Raw genomic sequence first — 20369 nt, forward strand, 5'->3', positions numbered from 1 at the left:
TCGCATCATCCATCACCCGCACCAAAGAAAAACGGCTTGCGACGCATCGCAAGCCGTTTTCGTTTTGCCGGCCGGCCCGAACCCGCAGCGCGGATCGGATCGGCTTCATCGCATCAGCATCAGGCCGGTTGTGCGGCCGCCCCGCTGCCCGACGGCGGCAGGCGCGCGCCGAGCTGTTCGGCATAGCGCGCCGCCGCGTTGCCGCAGACGATGTGGAACGTGTCGAGCGACACCCATGCGACGTCGAGCGCACCGAGACGATCGCGATCGACCGCCGACGGATCGCGCACGACCACCCGCAGGCGCGTGGTCGCGACCGCGTCGAGCGACACGACGTTGGTCGCGCCGCCGAACACCGCGAGCCAGCGCGTCGGCTCCGGATCGAGCGGGCCGGCGGCCGCGCCCGTGACGGGCTGTGCCGCGGCGGCCGTCGCCGTCGATGCCGCGCCTGCCGCGCCGCTGCCGATGGCCGCACGCATCTCGTCGGCAATGATGTCGGCCTCGGGCCCGATGATCACCTGCACGCTGTTGCCGCCGCGCTTGAGCACGCCGCGCGCGCCGATCGACTTCAGTTCCGGCTCCGAGACCTTCTCCGGATCGACGACGGTCAGGCGCAGGCGCGTCGTGCACGCGTCGACGACCGACAGGTTGCCTGCCCCGCCGAGCGCGGCGATGTAGCGTTGCGCACGCGGTGCAGCGGCAACCGCAGCGGCACCTGCAGCCGGCGCGACGAAACCGCCCGATGCGTACGATTCCGCGGCCGCGTCGGCCGATGCCGGCTCACGGCCCGGCGTGGCCATGTTGAACTTGCGGATGAAGAAGCGGAACAGCCCGTAGTACGCGGCGCCGTACGCGATGCCGAGCGGGATCGCGATCCAGCCCTTCGTCGACAGCCCGTAGTTCAGCACGTAGTCGATCGCGCCGGCCGAGAACGTGAAGCCAAGCTTCACGCCGAGGATCTGGCAGATCGCGAGCGACAGCCCCGTCAGCACCGCGTGGATCACGTACAGCACCGGTGCGAGGAACATGAAGCTGAATTCGATCGGCTCGGTCACGCCGGTCAGGAACGACGTGAGCGCCATCGAGAACAGCAGGCCGCCGACCATCGCGCGGCGTTCCTTCGGCGCTTCGTGCAGCATCGCGAGGCACGCCGCCGGCAGGCCGAACATCATGATCGGGAAGAAACCGGCCATGAAGGTGCCCGCGGTCGGGTCGCCCGCGAAGAAGCGGTGCAGGTCGCCGTGCACGATCTCGCCGCCGGCGGGCGGCGTGAAGTTGCCGAACACGAACCATGCGAGCGAGTTGATGATGTGGTGCAGGCCCGTGACGAGCAGCAGACGGTTCAGGAAGCCGAACACGAACGCACCGATCGCGCCCGCCGTCGTCAGCCACTGGCCGGCCGCGTCGATCGCATGCTGGACCGGCTGCCAGACGTACCCGAACGCGATGCCGAGTACCACGCAGACCAGGCCCGTGATGATCGGCACGAACCGTTTGCCGCCGAAGAACGCGAGGTAGTCCGGCAGCTTGATGTCCTTGTAGCGGTTGTACAGCAGGCCCGCGACCACACCCGCGATGATCCCGGACAGCACGCCCATGTTCAGCTTGGGATCGATGTCCTTCATGATCGCGGTTTCGATCAGGTAGCCGATCGCGCCCGCGAGCGCCGCCACGCCGTTATTGTCCTTCGCGAAACCGACCGCCACGCCGATCGCGAACAGCAGCGGCAGGTTGTCGAAGATCGCACCGCCGGCGTCGGCGATCATCTTGATGTTGAACACGTCCGGCTGGCCGAGTCGCAGCAGGATGCCGGCAACCGGCAATACCGCGATCGGCAGCATCAGCGCCCGGCCCAGGCCCTGTATTTTCAGAAACGGATTCCCGTTCATTCAGTCCTCCAATCCTTGTCTCGTCATTAATCGTCGTTGACCTAATTGCTTTCGTCTTGAAACCGGTCGCGAACCTGCCGTCGACGCTCAGTCGAGCGGCCAGACTTCGCGGCTTGCTGCCCTTACCGCCTGTGCCGATTCGAGCGCGAGCAGATCCTGCGCGCGCTGACGGCACAACTGGTAATCGAGACGGCGCACACGCGCCTTGATGCCCGGCACCGACACGGGGTCGACCGACAGTTCGGTCACGCCGAGGCCCACCAGGATCGGCACCGCGAGCGGATCGCCGCCGAGCGCACCGCACACGCCCACCCACTTGCCGTGCTTCTCGGCGCCGCGCACCGCGATGTCGATCAGGCGCAGCACGGCCGGATGCAGGCCGTCGGATTGCGCGGCCAGGTCGGCCTGGCAACGGTCCATCGCGAGCGTGTACTGCGTCAGGTCGTTGGTGCCAATCGACAGGAAATCCGCGTGCTGCGCGAGCTGGTCGGCCAGCAGCGCGGCGGACGGCACCTCGATCATCACGCCGACCTCGATCGGCTCGGTGCGGCCCTGCGCGCGCGCGAATTCGTCGATGCGCTTTTTCAGGCGCACGAGCTCGCCCGCATCGGTCACCATCGGCAGCAGGATGCGCACCGCACCGAACGGCTTCACTGCCAGCAGGCCCTGCAACTGATCGTCGAGCAGATCGGGGCGCACCTGCGCGAGACGGATGCCGCGCAGGCCGAGCGCCGGATTCGGTTCGGGCGGCAGCGTCAGGTAGTCGACTTCCTTGTCGGCGCCGACGTCGAGCGTGCGGATGATCGCCGTGCGGCCCTGCAATGCGTCGACGATCGACTGGTAGCTCTGCTGGTGCTCGACGACCGTCGGCGCGGCCTGGCGATGGATGAACATCAGCTCGGTGCGCAGCAGGCCGACCGCGTCGGCGCCGTTGTCGACCGCGGTGTTCGCGTCGTCGAGCGTCGCGATGTTCGCGGCGACCTCGATCGCGCGGCCATCGACGGTCGCGGCCGCTTCACCGGCCAGTTGCCGGTTCGCCTCGCGCACGCCGTCCAGGCGCTGGCGTTCGTGCCGCGCGCGCTCGACGTCGAGCGCGGTCGGGGCGTGTTCGAGGCGGCCCGCGCTCGCATCGACGACGACCTGCGTGCCGTCCGGAATCGCGTACAGCGCATCGCCGACCGCGACCAGCGCCGGAATGCCGAGCTGCCGCGCGATGATCGCCGCGTGCGACGTCGCGCCGCCGCGCGCCATCACGAGCGCGGTCACGCGCTGGCGATCGAGCGACGACAGGTCGGACGGCGTGAATTCCTCGGCCGCGAGCACCGCTTCGTCGGGCAGCGCCCGTGCAGCACCGTTCGTATGGCCGAGCGCGCGCAGCACGCGCTTCTCGATGTCGCGCAGGTCAGCCGCACGTTCGGCGAGCAGCGCATCGTCGAGCTTCGACAGCGTGTCGATCTGCGTGCGGATCGTCGCGCGCCACGCGAAGCCCGCGCTCTTGCCGAGGCTGATCAGGTCGCGCGCCGCGTCGATCAGCGTCGGGTCTTCCAGCAGCACGCGGTGCACCGCGAAGATGCCCGCTTCGCCGACCGCGCCGCGCGCCGATGCGTTGCGCACCGTTTCGTCGAGTTCGGCGTCGACGGCCTTCAACGCCTGGTCGAGCTGGCGGCTTTCCGTGGCCGGCGTGCCGGCGGCCTGCTCGGGCGGCACGATTTCCGCAGCGTCGAGACGCACCAGCGTGCCGACCGCGATGCCGGGCGCCGCGCACACGCCTGCGAGCGTGTTCGGGTCGATGGGCGCACCGACGTTGCGCGCGACCGTCTGCGGCGCGGGCGACCTCAGCCGCGCCGGTTTCTCCTCGACTTCGCCGTGCGCTTCGCGCAGCAGCTCGTGCTCGACCGCATCGACGGCCTGCTGCGCATGCGCGCCACGGCCGACCAGTTCGACCGTCGCGCCTTCGCCGGCGCCGAGGCCGAGCAGGCCGACGACGCTCGCGATCGACGCCTTGCGGCCGTCGAACAGCACGTCGACGGTCGCGTCGAACCCGCGCACGGCTTCACGCGCCCGCGCGGCCGGCCGCGCATGCAGGCCGCCCGGCTGCGCCAGCACGATTTCACGGCGCACTTCGTTTTGCGCCGCGGCGCCGGTTTGTGCCGCCTGCGCGGCCGCTTCGCCCTTGCCGCGCAGTGCCAGCAGCGGCGTCTCGCCGGCCGTCGCGAAGCCACTGGCACGATCGACGACCTCGAACGCATCCGAGTTCGCGATCGCGATCACCGACACGAGCGAATGCGCGCTGCGCGCCACCGCATCCTGGTCGAACTCGATCAGCAGCGTGCCGGCCTCGACACGCTCGCCGGCCTCGACGTGCGCGATGAAACCCTGCCCGTTCAGCTCGACCGTGTCGATGCCGATGTGCAGCAGCACTTCCGCGCCTTGCGGCGTCGTGATCGTCACCGCGTGGCCCGTGCGCGCGAGATGCGACACGACGCCCGCGCACGGCGCGACGAGCTGGCCCGCGAGCGGGTCGATGCCGATGCCGTCGCCGAACATCCCGCCGGAGAACACCGGATCGGGCACGTCGGCCAGTGCGACGATCGGCCCCGTCATGGGGCTAAGCAGGACGATCTGATCGTGGGTGGGGCTCTTCAACTGGGACTCCTCGGCGCGTCTCATCGGCGGTCTCGGCTATCAGTGCGTTTCGGTGACTTTGTTCAGGTGGCGCGGCGTGTCGGGATTGCGGCCGCGCGCAACGGCGAGATCCGCCGCCATCACGTAGAACGAAAGAATGGCGGCGATCGGGTCGAGCGCCGAATGGGCAGACTGCGCGAGCGGCAGCGTCGCACCGGGTATGCCGGCGGGCGCCGCGAGCAGCACGGCGGCGCCGCGGGCGCGCATGTCCGCGGCAAGCTGCAGCAGGCCGGCCTGCTCGGGCCCCGGCGGCGCGAACACGAGCAGCGGATAGTCGCGGTCGATCAGCTCCATCGGGCCGTGACGGACTTCGGCACTCGAGAACGCCTCGGCCTGTATACCGGACGTTTCCTTCAGCTTCAGCGCGGCTTCCTGCGCGATCGCGAGGCCCAGGCCGCGGCCGATCACGATCATCCGCTCGACACCCGCGAGCGCCGCGACGGCCTGCGACCAGTCGAGCTGGCCGGCCTGTGCGAGCACGTCGGGCAGGCCGCGCAGTGCGGCCATCAGCGCGGCGTCGCGCTGCCAGTACGCGACGATCTGCGCGGACAGCGACAGCATCGCGATATAGCTCTTCGTCGCGGCCACCGACAGTTCGGGGCCGGCGAGCAGCGGCAACTGGTGCTCGCACGCGTCGGCGAGCGGCGACGGCAGGACGTTCACGGCGGCGACGGTACGCGCGCCGGCTTCGCGCAGCGCGGCCATCGTATTGACGAGATCGGGGCTCTTGCCCGACTGGGAGAAGGCAATCGCGAGCTGGTCCTGCACCTTCAGCGGCGCCTGCTGCAGCGTCGCGACCGACATCGGCAGCGACGCGACCGGCACGCCGAGGCGGCTCATCGTCAGGCTCGCGAAATAGCTCGCGGCGTGATCCGAGCTGCCGCGTGCGACCGTCAGCGCGACGGCCGGCGGGTGATCGAGCAATTGGCCGGCGAGCGCTTCGACGCGCGTCGTGTCGGCGAGCTGCGCGGCGACGACCTGGGCGGACTCGCGCGCTTCCTTAAGCATATTCGACAATCGATTCTCCTTCGACGTAGGTCGCGGTGAGGTTCAGGTCGCGGTCGAACACCGCGAGGTCGGCCCATGCGCCGCGCTCGAGGCGGCCGCGATCGGCAACGCCGAGGTAGTCGGCCGCATAGCGCGACATCCGGTTCGACACGTCGGCGATCGGCAGGCCCAGCGACACGAGGTTGCGCAGCGCCTGGTCCATCGTCAGCGTGCTGCCGGCGAGCGTGCCGTCGGCAAGGCGCACGCCGCCGAGGCACTTCGTCACGTGCTGGCTGCCGAGCCGGTATTCGCCGTCGGGCATGCCGGTTGCCGACGTGCTGTCGGTCACGACGTACAGGCGCGGGATCGCGCGCAGCGCAGCACGAATCGCGCCCGGGTGCACGTGCAGCAGGTCGGGGATGATTTCCGCGTATTCGGCGTGGGCAAGCGCCGCCCCCACCAGGCCCGGGTTGCGGTGATGCAGCGGCGACATCGCGTTGAACAGGTGCGTGAAACCGCACGCGCCGTGCTTGAGCGCGGCCACCGCGTCGTCGTAGGTCGCGAGCGAATGGCCGAGCTGGACGCGCACGCCGCGCGCGGCCATCTCGCCGATGATCTCGATGTGGCCGGCGATTTCCGGCGCGAGCGTGACGACGCGGATCGGCGCGATCGACAGGTACTTCAGGACTTCGTCGAGCACGGCCGACACAGCTGCGTCGGGCTGCGCGCCGAGCTTGCCGGGGTTGATGTACGGGCCTTCGAGGTGCACGCCGAGCACGCGCGCGCCGCCCGGCGTGCGGGTGCGCGCGACGGTGCCGAGGTTCGCGACGACCTGCATCAGTTCGTCGCGCGGCGCGGTCATCGTCGTCGCGAGCAGGCTCGTCGTGCCGAATTGCGCGTGCGTGCGGGCGATCGTCTCGATCGCGTCGCCGCCTTCCATCACGTCGGCACCGCCACCGCCGTGCACGTGCAGGTCGATGAAGCCGGGCAGGATGTACGGCGCGTCGTTCTTCGCGGGATCGACGGGCGTGCCGTCGAGGGTCGTGATGCGGCCGTTCTCGCTATCGAGCGAACCGTGAATCCAGCCGTCGGGGGTAAGGATGTTTCCAGTCAGCATGACGTTCTCTTGATGATCTGGTGACGCGGGCATCCGCGTCGTGATTTGCCAATCCGTGTCGTTGCTTCACGCGTGTCGCGCGCGGGCAGTCTCGCGCGTCAGCGTTTCAGTTCGGCGACGAAGTCGTAGTAATCGTCGCGGCAATACGTTTCACTCACTTCGATCGCGCGCTGGTCGGCGCCGTAGCCGATCCGCGTGATCACCAGCAGGGCCGAACCCGGCTTCACCGCCATCCATTTCGCGATCGCGTGGGTCGCGTTCGCCGCGCGAAAGTGCTGCAGCGCGCGCACGACGGTCATGCCGCGCGCTTCGAGGTATTCGTACAGCGACGCGCCGAGCACCTGCGGATCGGGCACCACCGCGGCCGGCAGCGTCGAGTGCTCGACGGCCATCACGATGCCGTCCGCGCGGCGCAGCCGTTCGAGCCGCGCCACCGTCGCGCCGGGCGCGAGGCCGAGACGCGTGATCTCGTCGCGGTTTGCGGCGCGCAGCGTGCGCGACAGCCACACCGAATCGGGCACGAAACCGCGCTGCTGCATCTTCGCGGTGAAGCCGACGAGACGCGACAGCGGATCGGCGACGCGCGGCGTGATGAAGCTGCCCGCCCCGCGCGCCCGCTTGATCAGCCCCTGCTCGACCAGCAGCGCGAGGGCGCGACGGGCCGTGATCCGCGACACGCCGACCGACACCGACAGCAGCCGTTCCGACGGCAGCGCCTCGCCGGCCCGCCACGCGCCGGCGTGGATCGCGCTCGCCAGGTTGCGGGCAAGCTGCAGATAGAGCGGCGTATCGCTGAGGGGATCGGGCGCCAGTTCGGACCAGCCGGTTTCCATGTGCCTCCGGGTGTCGGACGACGACCGCAGGCCGTCGAAAGTGAGGGCATTATATAACCACCATAATACCAGTCAACGAACTGGTATTAGCGATGCCGAAATCGCTAGGAGCCTTGCCCGGCAAGCGTTTTAGTCCTCACAAACCCTTTGTTTACAATGAAGTACGGGATAGGGATTTACCCGGATTGGTATGCAAGGGGACAGTTCCAGTATGTGGTTCGGCTTGGTTTTGGGCACGGATATGAGACCTGGATAGAACCAATTGAGCCAACTGGTATGCACGGATGGCGAGGCACCGCGCGTTCGGCGGCGCGCGCCGGTTGTGTCAGTGGAATCAGTGGAATTCGCGGCTCGACGTGCGCAGGCCGCCGAGCAGCGGCGTCAGATCCTCGAAATGCTGCACGACGAGGTGCCTCACGTCGCTCGCGACCTGCCACACGCCGGACGCGGCAAGCAGCCGCGAATCGAGGGTTTCGCGGCGCTGCCGCGCGAGCAGCTCGGGCCGGACGATCAGGTTCACGCAGCCCGTTTCGTCCTCGAGCGTCATGAACATCACGCCTTTTGCGGTGCCCGGCATCTGCCGCGCGGTCACGAGCCCGCACGCGCGCGCGAGCCGGCCGTCGGGGCGGTCGTGCAATTCGGCCGCGGACGACAGCCGCCGCGCGCGCAGCTCGGGCCGCAGCAGCGCGACGGGGTGGCGGTTCAGCGTGAGGCCGGTGGTGTGATAGTCGGCGAGGATGTCGTCGGCTTCCGACGGCGCGCCGAGTGCGGGCTTCTCCACTTCGTCGATCGGCGCGGTCGCGAGCAGGTCGCGTTCGGGGGCGGCCGCAACCGCTTGCCATAGCGCATCGCGGCGATGGCCGGCGAGCGTCGCAAGCGCGTTCGCGGCGGCGAGCACTTCGAGATCGCGGCGTTCGAGCTGCGCGCGGCGTGCGAGGGTGTCGACGTTGTCGAACCGGCCGGCCGTGCGCGCGGCTTCGATGCGGCGTGCGGCGGCTTCGCCGAGCCCCCGCACGAGCGACAGGCCGAGCCGCACGGCCGGCTGGCCGTGCGGCGGCGGCTGATCGGGCAGCGCTTCGAGCGATGCTTCCCAGTTGCTTTGCGTCACGTCGATCGGCAGCACCTGCACGCCGTGCCGCTTCGCGTCCTGCACGAGCTGCGACGGCGGGTAGAAACCCATCGGCTGGCTGTTCAGCAGCGCGGCGAGGAAGATCGCCGGTTCGTGACATTTGAGCCAGCTGCTGGCGTACGCGAGTTTCGCGAAGCTGGCTGCGTGGCTTTCGGGGAATCCGTATTCACCAAAGCCTTTGATCTGTTCGAAGATCTGTTCGGCGAATTCACGCGTGTAGCCTCGTTCGAGCATGCCGTGGACGATCTTGTCGTGGTACTTCTCGAGATTGCCCTTGCGCTTCCATGCAGCCATCGCGCGGCGCAGCTTGTCGGCTTCGCCGGGTGTGAAACCCGCTGCCACGATCGCGATTTGCATCACCTGTTCCTGGAAGATCGGAATGCCAAGCGTGCGCTCCAGCACCTTCTCGAGCGCTTCGCTCGGATAGGTGACCTCGCCATCCTCTTCACCGGCCACGATCCTGCGCCGCTTCAGATACGGATGCACCGCGCCGCCCTGAATCGGGCCGGGCCGCACGATCGATACCTGGATTACGAGATCGTAGTAGTTGCGCGGCCGCAGGCGCGGCAGCATCGACATCTGTGCGCGCGATTCGATCTGGAACACGCCGACCGTATCGGCGCGACAGATCATGTCGTAAGTTGCTTTGTCATCCTGCGGAATGTGTTTCAGCGCAAATGGCTTGCCGTCCTGTGACGGCGGCCCGCGCCACGCTGTGCGCAGGTCAAACGCGCGATGCAACGCCGACAGCATGCCGAGCGCGAGCACGTCTACCTTCATCAGCCCGAGTGCTTCGAGATCGTCCTTGTCCCACTGGATCACGCGCCGCCCGTCCATCGCTGCATTTTCGACCGGCACGAGTCGCGTAAGCTTGCCGCGGCTGATCACGAAGCCGCCCGAGTGCTGCGACAGATGACGCGGAAAGTTGAGGAGCCGCGCGGCAAGCCGGGCCCATGCCTGGATAAGCGGCGTCTCGGGATCGAGCCCGATCGTCGAGAATTGCTGCAGCAGGTCGCGGCTACCGTCGAACCAGCGGTGCGCTTTTGCGACACGATCGACCAGCATCGGATCGACGCCGAGCGCCTTGCCGGTTTCGCGCAGCACGCCGCGCGGACGATACGTCGATACGGCGGCGGCGAGTGCGGCGCGGTTGTGTCCGTATTTTTCGTAGATATGCTGGATCACTTCCTCCCGACGCTGATGCTCGAAGTCGACATCGATGTCGGGCGGCTCGCCGCGCTCCACGCTGATGAAACGCTCGAACAGCATCGTGCTCTGATCGGGATTGACTTCGGTGATGCCGAGGCAATAACAGACGACTGAGTTCGCCGCCGAACCTCGGCCCTGACACAGGATGTTCTGGCTGCGCGCGTATTTGACGATGTCGTAGACGGTCAGGAAGAACGGCTCGTAATTGAGTTTCGCGATCAGGGCGAGTTCATACCTGATCTGCCTTGCCACTTTCTCCGGCACACCATTCCAATAACGTCGAGCTACCCCAGCCCATGTCTCTTGCTTCAGGTAACTGGTCGGCGTGTGTCCGCGCGGCACGAGTTCGAGCGGATATTCGTACTGCAACTCGTCGAGCGAAAAATCGCACGCATCGAGAATCGCGCACGTCTCCGCAATCTCCTCCGGCGAGAACAGATTCCCGATCCGGTTCCACCCACGCAAATGCTGTTCCGCATTCGGCGCAAGCGCATACCCGCACTCGGAAACCGGCATGCCGACGCGAATCGCCGTCATCACGTCCTGCAGTTCCTTGCACGAGCGCCGGTGCATCGTCACGTCGCCCAGCGCGACGACACGCACGCCGCGCCGCTCACCCGCCGCACGAATCTCCTCGCGTTGCGCACCGTCCAGCGCGCGCTGCAGTTGCACGAGCCCCAGCCGCGCCCGCTCGCCGAACGTCGCGCGAAACCACGCGACCTGCGCATCGAGTACATCAGCACGCACCGGATACGTCGGCACGAGGATCGCGAAGCAATCAGGCATCCCGCGCAAATGCGCAAACTCGGCAGGCGGCGCCGACAGCATCCGCGACGTCAGCTTGTAAGTCCCCTTCGGCGACGCCATCCGCCGCCACGAAATCAGCTCGGACAGGTTGCCGTAGCCCTCGCGATTCTGCGCCAGCAACACGAGCCCGAACGCGCCGGGGCCCGGATCGTGGCCGGGCGCGACTTCATCCGGCGTAACTTCGAAATACGACCCGATGACGAGCGGCAGCCCTTTCGCCTTCGCCGCGACGTGCATGCGCGGCGCACCGGCAAGCGAGCATTCGTCGGTGATCGCGATCCCGCGATAGCCGAGCTCGAACGCGCGCTCGACCAGTTCCTCCGCATGCGACGCGCCATGCAGGAACGAAAAGTTCGAACGGCAGAACAACTCCGCGTAATCGGGCAGCCAGCTGAATTCCGCAACCATGACCGCTCACCCGAACAGGCCGTGCAGGAACCAGCGCGGCTCGGCCTCGCTCCCCGCCCGCTCCTTGAACACCCAGTAGCATGCCCCGGCTTCGTCCTGCGCAACGCAGTAGTCGCGTGCAGCGAACTGACCGTCGAACCACCCGGCCTCGATCCGCTCCACCGACGACATCATCCTGAGCGGCGTATGAAATACCGGCCGCTCCCCGCGCATCAACAGCGGCAGCGGCTCCGCCAGCAACCAGGCTGGCCTCGGCGGCACGGCGGGCGGCCCGGGAGCCGGCTTGCCCGCCTGCGCATCGAGCGGCAGCCAGCGGTTCGCCGCCTCGGGCCGGTGATCGGCGACGGGCGCCGCGCGCAGCACGTTGTCCGCGCCGAGCCGCGCGACCAGCAGCTCGAACAGCCGCGCGCGCGTCTCGCGCGTGCCGCCCGGCTCGGGGAAAAGATCGTCGGCCGGCGGCGCGACCGATTCGACGCGCGTGGCCTTCAGACGCACCGCAATCACCGCAGCCGGCAACTCGACGCGCGCGAGCCGCTCGCCGAGCAGCCGCATGAAATGCGCCTCGTCACGCACGGGCGACGCGAACGCGAGCTCGAGCGGCGTCGGCGGCACGGCCTGGCGGCCGCGCTCGTGTTCGAGATCGAACGTCATCGCGGCCAGCGACAGGTGCCGCGCGGCCAGCCAGCCGCACAGCTGCACGACGAGCCGCCGCGCCACGAACAACACGGCTTCCGCGTATTCGACGCGCTCCTGCAATTCGAGCCGCACGTCGAACACGGGCGGCACCGCCATCCACGCAAGCGGCTCGACCGCGTCGCCATACGCACGATCGAGCGCGGCCAGCAACGCGGGACCGCAACGGCGCTGCAGCCCCGCGCGCGGCAGGCCGCGCAGATCGGCGAGCGTGCGGCAACCGAGCCCGTCGAACCAGCCCGCATACGGACGCGCATCGGGCAGCAGCACGCAGGGCAGCCGGTCGAGCGCGCGGACAAGCGAGGCCGGGCTCGCGACGCGGCGCCGGATCCGCGCACGGGCCGACACACGCGCGAGCAGCCACGCGCCGCCCCCGGTCGGCGCGGCGGACAGGCGTGCCGCATAGCCGAGCGCCGCGAGCGTCGCGCGCACCTGGCGGCACAGCGACGGCAAGCCGCCGAACAAGCGCAGGCTCGGGCCGACGTCGACGAGCAGCGTGGCTTCGTCGCCGAGCGCGACGCACGGCGAGAAGCGCAGCAACGCGAGCGCGACCGCGCGCAGCGCATCGGCCTCGCGCGCGGGATCGCGTTCGACGAGCTGCGTGTGCGGCGCGAGCGTGAGCACGCCGCCGCGCTTCATGCCCGCGCGCACGCCCTGCCGGCGCGCGGCCGCGTCGGCGATCAGCACGACACCCTGCTCGAGCACCGCACTGCCTGCGCTGCCGGCCTCGCCCGCCTCGCCGTCAGACGGAAGCGCGACGCACACGTCGAGCGGCAGGCGCGGCAGATGGATGCCGAGCAAGACGCGCATAGCGGCTCTCCACGATGGGCGACGGCAGGTCGAGCACGAGCGGCTCGCTGCGGGCGGGGCCGCGTCGCTTGACGATGTCGAGCGACACGCCGCCCGGCACCGGGTACAGCGCAACGCGCAGCACGGCCGGCGACGGTTGCCGCTCGGCCGACAGCGGGCGCAGCATCACGAACAGCGTGTCGCCCGTGCGCGCGGCCGCGAGATGCAGGCGCCGCAGCGCATCGGGCCGCGCGTCCTGCCACAGCAGCAGCGCGCCGCAACAACCGGTCTTGAGTGCCTGCTCGGCGGCCCACAACGCATCCGTGCGGCTGCCGGCACGCAGCCACAGCAGCGCGTCGGCCGGCACGCCGAGACTGGCGAGCGCGGTCGCATGCGGCGACTGCGGCGGCGCGACGAGCGCGAGCGGCCGCCGGGCGCTGACGGTGCGCGCGAGCGCGGGCGCGAGCAGCCGCATCTCGCCGCAGCCCGGCTGCGCGGCCAGCAGCTCGACGAGCCCGCCGACCGGCCAGCCGCCGCCAGGCAGCTCGGCCGACAGCGGCGCGAAGCCGGTCTCGATCGTGCGCGGGCCGCCACGCGCGAGCTGCGAGCCGCGCCACAGCGACGGATGAAGGGATTCGGGAGAAATGGAGGATGCGAGCATGATGCCACCCACAACTGTATGGATATACAGTATATGGCAATGCGTCCACGCCGCACAGTACTGGTACGAAACCGGTATTTCGTAAGATGAAAGACGGGTGAAAAGCCGGCAGGCCCACGCCATGACGGCGGGTCGCCCCCGGCATCACCGGCTCGCACCGCCCCGACGCCCGCCACACCCCTCGGGCGCCGACGCGGCGCATGCGAACCGAAGCGCGCAGCCGGGCCGAACCGAGCAGAGCCCGGCCCGGCCGGCCAACCGGCACGATGCGCACCCTGCACACCGCGCCGATCCACCAGCTGCCCGTCAGCCGAGCAGCAACGCGTCGTCGTCGAGCTGCTCGTGCCGCACCTTCTCGAACATCTGCAGCAGGTCCGGCACGTCGAGCCCCTTGCGCGCGTCGCCCGACACGTCGAGCACGACCTGCCCCTGGTGCAGCATCACCGTGCGGTCGCCGTAGTCGAGCGCCTGCCGCATGCTGTGCGTGACCATCATCGTCGTCAGCTTGCTCTCGGCGACGATGCGCGCGGTCAGCTCCAGCACGAACGCGGCCGTCTTCGGGTCGAGCGCGGCCGTGTGCTCGTCGAGCAGCAGGATCCGCGACGGCCGCAGCGACGCCATCAACAGGCTCACCGCCTGCCGCTGGCCGCCTGACAATAGCCCAATCCGGTCGGTCAGCCGGTTCTCGAGGCCGAGGTTCAGCAGCCGCAGCTTGTCGCGGAACAGCTCGCGCGACGGCCGGTCGAGCGCGGCCCGGAAGCCGCGCCGCGCACCGCGCGCCATCGCGAGCGCCATGTTCTCCTCGATCGTCAGCGCCTCGCAGGTGCCGGCCATCGGATCCTGGAACACGCGCGCGACGAGGTGCGCGCGATCCCACGCGGCCTTGCGCGTGACGTCCGTGCCGTCGATCGAGATGCGCCCCGCATCGACGGCCTGGTCGCCGCTGACCGCATTGAGGAAGGTCGACTTGCCGGCGCCGTTCGAGCCGATCACCGCGACGAACTGGCCATCGGGAATTTCGAGCGACAACCCGCGCAGCGCGCGCGTCTCGATCGGCGTGCCGGGATTGAACGTGAGTTTCAGGTCTTGTGCGGACAGCATGTCAGACGCCTCCGTTCTTGCGCGCGAACAGCTTCTTGCGCGTCGCCGGCAGCACCAGCGCGATCGTGACGAGCGCCGCCGTCACGAGGTTCAGATCCTGCGCCTTCAACCCGATGAATTCGCTGTTGAGCGCAAGCGCGATGAAGAAGCGATAGACGATCGCGCCGAGCACGACGGCGAGCGTCGTCAGCACGAGCCGGCGCGCCGGCAGCAGCGTCTCGCCGATGATGACCGCGGCCAGCCCGATCACGATCGTGCCGATCCCCATCGAGATATCCGCGCCGCCCTGCGTCTGCGCGAACAGGGCGCCCGCGAGCGCGACGAGCGCGTTCGACAGCGCCATCCCGGCGAGCGTCGCGCGGCCGGTCGCGATGCCTTGCGCGCGCGCCATCCGCGGGTTCGCGCCGGTCGCGCGCATCGCGAGGCCGAGCTGCGACGAGAAGAACCAGTCGAGGCCGAGCTTCGCGACCACGACGACGATCGCGAGCAGCGCCGGGCGCAGCACGTAGTCGGGCATCCAGTCGGGCTGCAGCACGGTGAAGATGGTCGGCTCGGTGATCAGCGGCACGTTCGGCCGGCCCATGATCCGCAGGTTCACCGAATAGAGCGCGATCATCATCAGGATACTGGCGAGCAGGTCCATGATCTTCAGGCGCACGTTGAGCCAGCCGGTGATGAAGCCGGCCACCGCGCCCGCGACGATCGCGATGCAGGTCGAACTGAACGGGTCGTAACCGGCCGAGATCAGCGTCGCGGCAACGGCGCCGCCGAGCGGAAAGCTGCCGTCGACGGTGAGGTCGGGGAAGTTGAGGATGCGAAACGAGATCAGCACCCCGAGGGCGACGAGGCTGAAGATCAGGCCGATCTCCAGCGCGCCCAGAAACGAGAACAGAGACATGATGGGGAAATCCTGTTGCTTCCCGGCCGGACGTGTACGGCCGGGCGAAGCGGACGGGCGGCCCCGGGTGGGAGCCGCCCGTCCGGCGGTGTCGTTCAGGCCCGGATCGGGCCTGCAAGCGCGGCGGTCGGGCCGCGGCTTACTTGATGACCGTCTTCGCGTCCTTGAGCAGATCCGGCGACAGCGTCACACCCTGCTTCGCGGCCGCGCCCGTGTTCGCGAACAATTCGAGGTTGCTGCTCGTTTCCGATGCGATCGCGCCCGGCTTCTCGCCCTTCAGGATGCGCGCGACGACCTTGCCCGTCTGACGGCCGAGGTCGCCGTAGTTGATGCCGAGCGCCGCGATGCCGCCGCGCTTCACGCTGTCGGTGTCGCCGGCGACGAGCGGGATCTTCGCTTCGTTCGCGACCTTCACGAGCGCTTCGTACGCGGACACGACGTTGTTGTCGGTGTTCGTGTAGATCACGTCGACCTTGCCGATCAGGCTCTTCGCGGCCGGGCCGATGTCGACGGTACGCGGCGCGGCCGCTTCCTTCAGCGTCATCCCCTGCTTCGCGAGGATCTCCTTGAGTTCCTTCACGACGACGACCGAGTTCGCCTCGCCCGGGTTGTAGACCATCCCGACCGTCTTCGCATTCGGCACGACGCGCTTGATCAGCGCGACCTGGCGATCGAGCGGCAGCTTGTCGGATACGCCCGTCACGTTGGTGCCCGACGGGCCCCAGCCCTTCACGAGCTGCGCGGCAACCGGATCGGTCACGCCCGAATAGACGACCGGCACGCTCTTGGTCGACGCGACCACCGCCTGCGCGGCCGGCGTCGCGATCGCGACGATCACGTCGGGCTGGTCGCCGACGAACTTGCGCGCGATCTGCGCGGCCGTACCCGTGTTGCCCTGCGCGCTCTGGTATTCCCACTTGAGCTTGTCGTCGCCGTAACCTTCCGCCTTCAGCTCGGCGCGCACGCCGTCGCGGATCGCATCGAGCGCCGGGTGATCGACGATCGACAGCACCTTGACGGTCTGGGCGTGCGCGGCACCGGCCAGCGCGAGTGCGGCCACGCCGGCCGTGATCGAACGGATCGCGAAAGTCTTGAAACGCTTCATGGGTGTGTCTCCCCCGTATTGTGTCGGTTCTGGATGATGGATTCCCGCCGCCGTCGGGCGGGCGCCGCCATGCGTATGACGTGCTGGCGAGCGGCCCGCGCACGCTCCGGGAAAGCGTGCAGCGGCGAACGCACGAGGATACCATTTCCGCAGACCACCGCCTGACGCCATACTTTCACGCGCCACGCCGGATCGCGGCGCCGGGCGACCGATTCCGCGCTACTGATAAGAGAACGTGATCGTGCCGAGTGCTTCCACGATGCCCGGCGTAATCTTCTCGGCCGTCTTGACATATCTCGCCTCGAACGGCACCTGGATCATCGTGTTGGCCGTGGTGGAGCGTCCGACCAGCCACTGGTTCGTATTGCCCTTGGCCGACGAGTCGGGACCAAAACGCAACGGCGTGTCGGACCCTTTTTTCAGGATCTGAATCCCGATGCCCGAAGCCCCCGACCCACGGCCAAGGCTCAGCACGTTGCTCGTATTCGCGGGATTCGTCACGTCGCTCAGGGTCGCGTAAATGCTCAGGTCCGCATCGCACCGCAGATCGAACGAGAATGGCGCCGACTTCGCCGTAGCGACATCGCCGACCGCTTTCAGGCTGCCGGAATAGAGGCTAGGCAGCGTCACCGTTCTGGACGTGCCGGACGTGATCTTGCACGTTCTGGCCGTGACGGTCATGCTCGTCGCGCTCAACGGCGTCGACGCACTGCTGCCCGGCAGCAAATTCCCCTTGTACTTCAAGCGGAAATTGAAGAGCACCTGCCTTCTGGATGTATAGGAGCCCGTCGCGAGAGGCCCGACAGAAACATACGTCACCTTTGCGTTAAGCAGGCTTTTATCGATTGGAGGGATCGGTACCGACGTAGCGTCCGCGCCGATCGCAACCCATGCCCCGCCTGAATAGTCCGCAACCTCCACTGCGTATCCCACGCCAGGTATTCCCGATTCGAAAACGGCAGCGACTGCGCCGGTGCTCGTTTTGTATGTCACATTCGGGATGAGCACACCGGCCGGGCTGACGACGTACTCGTCATACATGCATACCGTACCGACGCTGTTGGCGACCCGTGCAACCATCGCTAACCCAATCGTGGACGATGGAAATTGAGTGCCGAGAAGCGTTCCGTCCTGTGCCACGCTGAGCGTAGCCGGGAGTGACGGCGAAATGCTTGACGCATGGCTGCTCAGTTCGCAAGTGGCAAAGGCATACCCGGACCAGAGCAGCGGGCACAGCATCAAAAGGCGCGCAAACCTCGCCGCCGCCGTGGCACGCCTCGACGACCGTCGCGTGACGCCGTCGGCGCCTGCATTTGTCCACTTCATATACGTTCCTGTCTGGTTTTGACCGACTGCCGGTGCGTCGACTTCCGGCGAGCCATGAAGCCGGCCCGGTCCGATAAATGGATAGCGGCGCGTCTCGACGGCATCAACGCGCCGCGCTCGTCTTCGCCGCACAAACACCCTTGAACTGCTCGAAGGCCCGGGCCTTGTTGCGCCCTTGCCGGACCGGCAGGTCGTACGCGATGCGGCAGCCCGACACGCCATCGTCGCCCCACTTCACCGTGAGTTCGCCCTTGTCCTTCAGGCCGCGTGCGAAGATCCTGCTCGCCTGACCGACGACGCCGAGGCTCTTGCCCGTTTCGTCGCTGACCGCCGCACCGAACGGCAGCGGCGTGCCGTCGGACCGAGTCGCCTGGATCACGGCCGCGCGCCCGGTGTCGGTGTCGAACTTGAGCAGCGGGACGGCGCCGGCGCGCGGCGCGACCTGCTGGCTGGTTTCCTTCAACTCGACGTCCATCGAGATGCCCTTCGGGTCGAGCTCGACGGTATTCATGTTGTACGGCGTGAGGTAAGGCACGACCGCATAGCCGCGGCTGTCGACCCGCACACCGGACGCATTCGTGACGCGCGCGCCTTCCGCACCTTTCGCCTCGACGATGCCGAAGGTCTCCGACAGCGGCTGCGACAACGTGATGCCACCCGGGTGGGCGACCGCCGCGCCGCGAATGCCGATCGAACCCTGCTGATAGTTCGAACTGCCGCCGGCGCTGAGATTGAACTCGGCGAAGCGCGCGCGGTACGTGAGGCTGCCGCTGCCGTCGGTGCTCGCATTGCCCTGCCCGTTCGTGTGGTTCGCGGCAAGGCTGTACGACAAGTCGTTGTCCACGCCGAGCGAGCCCGACAGCATCGACTGCAGCTGCGTGCGGCCCTCGGTATCGCGCGTCACGTTGCCCGTCAGCATCATCGGGCTGGACTTGCCGAGCGGAATCGACACGCTCGCGTAGTACAGCGTGCTCGCCTGGTTGCCCTGGCCGCGCTGGCGTGTCGCCGACAGGCTGTACGACACGTTCCTGAACGCGTTGTTGTACCCGACGGAGTAGTTGACGTCCGAGCCCGCGCGATTCCAGTAGTTCGACGCCGACGCGGTCACGCTCAGCTGCCCGCCCTTCTCGCCGAGACGCTGGCTGACCATCAGCGACGCGCGATTGCGCTGCCGCCCGACGGTATCCACGGAATAGCCCATGCGAACCGCATCGCGCGCGCTCATCGCGTCGTTGAGGTTGAAATAGCCGTTCGTCGAATAGCGATACGCGGCGATCGACACGTCGGTGCCGGTCGGTGCGACGGACTTCGAATAGCTGACCCGCAGGCTCGATCCGCTGAAGCGTTTCACGCCGGGAATCGACGTGGTGGCCTGCGTGAAGTCGACGCCGACCGCGCCGAATCGCGTATTGAACGCGCCGCCCGCCATGGCCGACGCGTAACCCGCCGCGACCGTGAGGCCGCCATAGGCGGTCAGCAGGTTCGTCAAGCCGCGCTGGTAGGTGAGCTGCGCGAACAGCGGGTTGCTGGTGTTCTGCTGGCTGCGCAGCGCACCCGCGACGAAGCTGTAGCGCTGGATGCCGGGGCGCAGCGACAGCGGGACCGACGCATAGGGCACGGAAAACGTGTGCACCGACCCATCCGCCTCGGTGACGGACACGCGCAGGTCGCCGCCATAGCCGGTCGGATACAGGTCGCCGATCTCGAACGGCCCTGGCGAAACGGTCGTTTCGTACAGCGTCACGCCGTTCTGGCGAATCGTCACCTTGGCGTTCGAGTTCGCGACGCCGCGCACGACCGGCGCATAACCGCGCAGCGAGTCGGGCAGCATCCGGTCGTCGCTCGACAGCCGCACGCCCCGGAACTGCGTCGAGTCGAACAACTCGCCGGACGTGAACGTCTCGCCGATCACGAGCTGCGAAGACAGCGACGGCAGATCCCGCTGCAGGTAGGTCGCAATATCCTGATAGCTGCCGCCACCACGCTCGGACCACGCGTACGAACCGTTGTGACGGAAATGCCAGTTGCCGACGTTGACGCCGCCGTTCAGCCCGAGATAGCCCTGCGTGTCCGCGCGGCTGCCCTTGACCTTCGCGCTGTAGACGTTCAGGTTGTAGTCGAGCATGCCGACGGGCACGCCGTCGTTCCATTGATCGGGGCTGACGTAGCCGCGCGCGCGGTGCGCCAGCGATGCCTGCGGGATGCTGAGCGCCAGGCGCTGTTCGTTGAAATCGAACGACGCGCTCGCCTCGGGCACGATCTGACCGATACGCAGGCATTCGCCCTTGGCCGTGATCGCCGCCGCGACGTCCGCGGGCAGCCTGGCGAAGTCGATGCCGATCCGGCGCAAGACCTTCTCGTCGAAGCAGGGCTGAGCTTCCGGCGTGTCCGGCGCGGCCTTGAACGCGATGTCGTAACGGCCTACCCAGTCCTGGCCGACGACGAGGTCGACGCCATACGTGCCCGGCGCGGTGAAGTTGCCGCGCTCGAAGTGCTTGATGTCGATCGCACGGCCGTTGCCATTGTTCACGAAATCCGGGTCGAACTGAACCTGCGCGAACTGCGTCTGTGCGAGGTCGACCTGCGCGACCTGCATCGTCATCGAATCGCCAGGCGCGGAATTGCCGGCGTCCGCGCGGCCGTCAGCCGACCACGCGGCGAGGCAGGACAGCACCAGCATGCACATCGGTTTGAGCCGAGGCAGGCAGGTTACGTCCGGGCGAGGATGTCGG

The 20369-nt window shown here is 68.2% G+C and carries 13 protein-coding genes; all 13 read right to left on the minus strand.

Annotated features, from left to right (window positions below):
- Nucleotides 1-119: 119 nt before the first annotated feature.
- The 13 genes from nagE to CFB40_RS15455 all read right to left on the minus strand — a co-directional run bounded on the left by nagE (nucleotide 120) and on the right by CFB40_RS15455 (nucleotide 20323).
- Complete coding sequence (nagE, locus tag CFB40_RS15395) at nucleotides 120-1889, minus strand: N-acetylglucosamine-specific PTS transporter subunit IIBC (protein ID WP_089426370.1); 1770 nt, start codon at nucleotides 1887-1889, stop codon at nucleotides 120-122.
- Nucleotides 1890-1976: 87 nt separating this feature from the next.
- The gene (ptsP, locus tag CFB40_RS15400) at nucleotides 1977-4559 is read right to left on the minus strand and encodes a phosphoenolpyruvate--protein phosphotransferase (protein WP_089431708.1); all 2583 of its coding nucleotides are present in this window, start codon (nucleotides 4557-4559) and stop codon (nucleotides 1977-1979) included.
- A gap of 15 nt (nucleotides 4560-4574) precedes the next feature.
- Nucleotides 4575-5582 (minus strand): SIS domain-containing protein, encoded by a 1008-nt coding sequence (locus tag CFB40_RS15405; protein ID WP_174973222.1) that lies wholly within the window; start codon nucleotides 5580-5582, stop codon nucleotides 4575-4577.
- Entirely contained in the window at nucleotides 5575-6678 is a 1104-nt protein-coding gene (gene nagA / locus CFB40_RS15410) for an N-acetylglucosamine-6-phosphate deacetylase (protein ID WP_089426373.1), read from the minus strand. Before nagA ends, CFB40_RS15405 begins: the two co-directional genes overlap by 8 nt.
- A 98-nt stretch (nucleotides 6679-6776) precedes the next feature.
- Nucleotides 6777-7511: a GntR family transcriptional regulator gene (locus CFB40_RS15415; RefSeq protein WP_043187255.1), complete on the minus strand. Its 735-nt coding sequence runs from the start codon at nucleotides 7509-7511 to the stop codon at nucleotides 6777-6779.
- A 334-nt stretch (nucleotides 7512-7845) separates the two neighbouring features.
- The gene (locus CFB40_RS15420; protein ID WP_089431709.1) at nucleotides 7846-11064 is read right to left on the minus strand and encodes an error-prone DNA polymerase; all 3219 of its coding nucleotides are present in this window, start codon (nucleotides 11062-11064) and stop codon (nucleotides 7846-7848) included.
- A gap of 6 nt (nucleotides 11065-11070) precedes the next feature.
- Nucleotides 11071-12567 (minus strand): Y-family DNA polymerase, encoded by a 1497-nt coding sequence (locus CFB40_RS15425; protein WP_089431710.1) that lies wholly within the window; start codon nucleotides 12565-12567, stop codon nucleotides 11071-11073.
- The gene (gene imuA / locus CFB40_RS15430) at nucleotides 12500-13207 is read right to left on the minus strand and encodes a translesion DNA synthesis-associated protein ImuA (protein WP_089431711.1); all 708 of its coding nucleotides are present in this window, start codon (nucleotides 13205-13207) and stop codon (nucleotides 12500-12502) included. Before imuA ends, CFB40_RS15425 begins: the two co-directional genes overlap by 68 nt.
- 306 nt (nucleotides 13208-13513) lie before the next feature.
- A complete protein-coding gene (locus CFB40_RS15435; RefSeq protein ID WP_011353261.1) occupies nucleotides 13514-14308 on the minus strand; it encodes an ABC transporter ATP-binding protein in 795 nt (264 codons plus the stop codon).
- A 1-nt stretch (nucleotide 14309) separates the two neighbouring features.
- Nucleotides 14310-15206, minus strand: coding sequence for an ABC transporter permease (locus tag CFB40_RS15440; protein WP_089426377.1), 897 nt, complete (start codon nucleotides 15204-15206; stop codon nucleotides 14310-14312).
- A 139-nt stretch (nucleotides 15207-15345) separates the two neighbouring features.
- Nucleotides 15346-16311, minus strand: coding sequence for an ABC transporter substrate-binding protein (locus CFB40_RS15445; protein ID WP_011353263.1), 966 nt, complete (start codon nucleotides 16309-16311; stop codon nucleotides 15346-15348).
- 219 nt (nucleotides 16312-16530) lie between these two features.
- Nucleotides 16531-17637 (minus strand): fimbrial protein, encoded by a 1107-nt coding sequence (locus tag CFB40_RS15450; RefSeq protein WP_089426378.1) that lies wholly within the window; start codon nucleotides 17635-17637, stop codon nucleotides 16531-16533.
- Between the two features lie 103 nt (nucleotides 17638-17740).
- Nucleotides 17741-20323, minus strand: coding sequence for a fimbria/pilus outer membrane usher protein (locus tag CFB40_RS15455; protein WP_373452680.1), 2583 nt, complete (start codon nucleotides 20321-20323; stop codon nucleotides 17741-17743).
- Between the last annotated feature and the right edge of the window lie 46 nt (nucleotides 20324-20369).

This window comes from Burkholderia sp. AU31652 (assembly GCF_002223155.1).
Classification (GTDB): Bacteria; Pseudomonadota; Gammaproteobacteria; order Burkholderiales; family Burkholderiaceae; genus Burkholderia.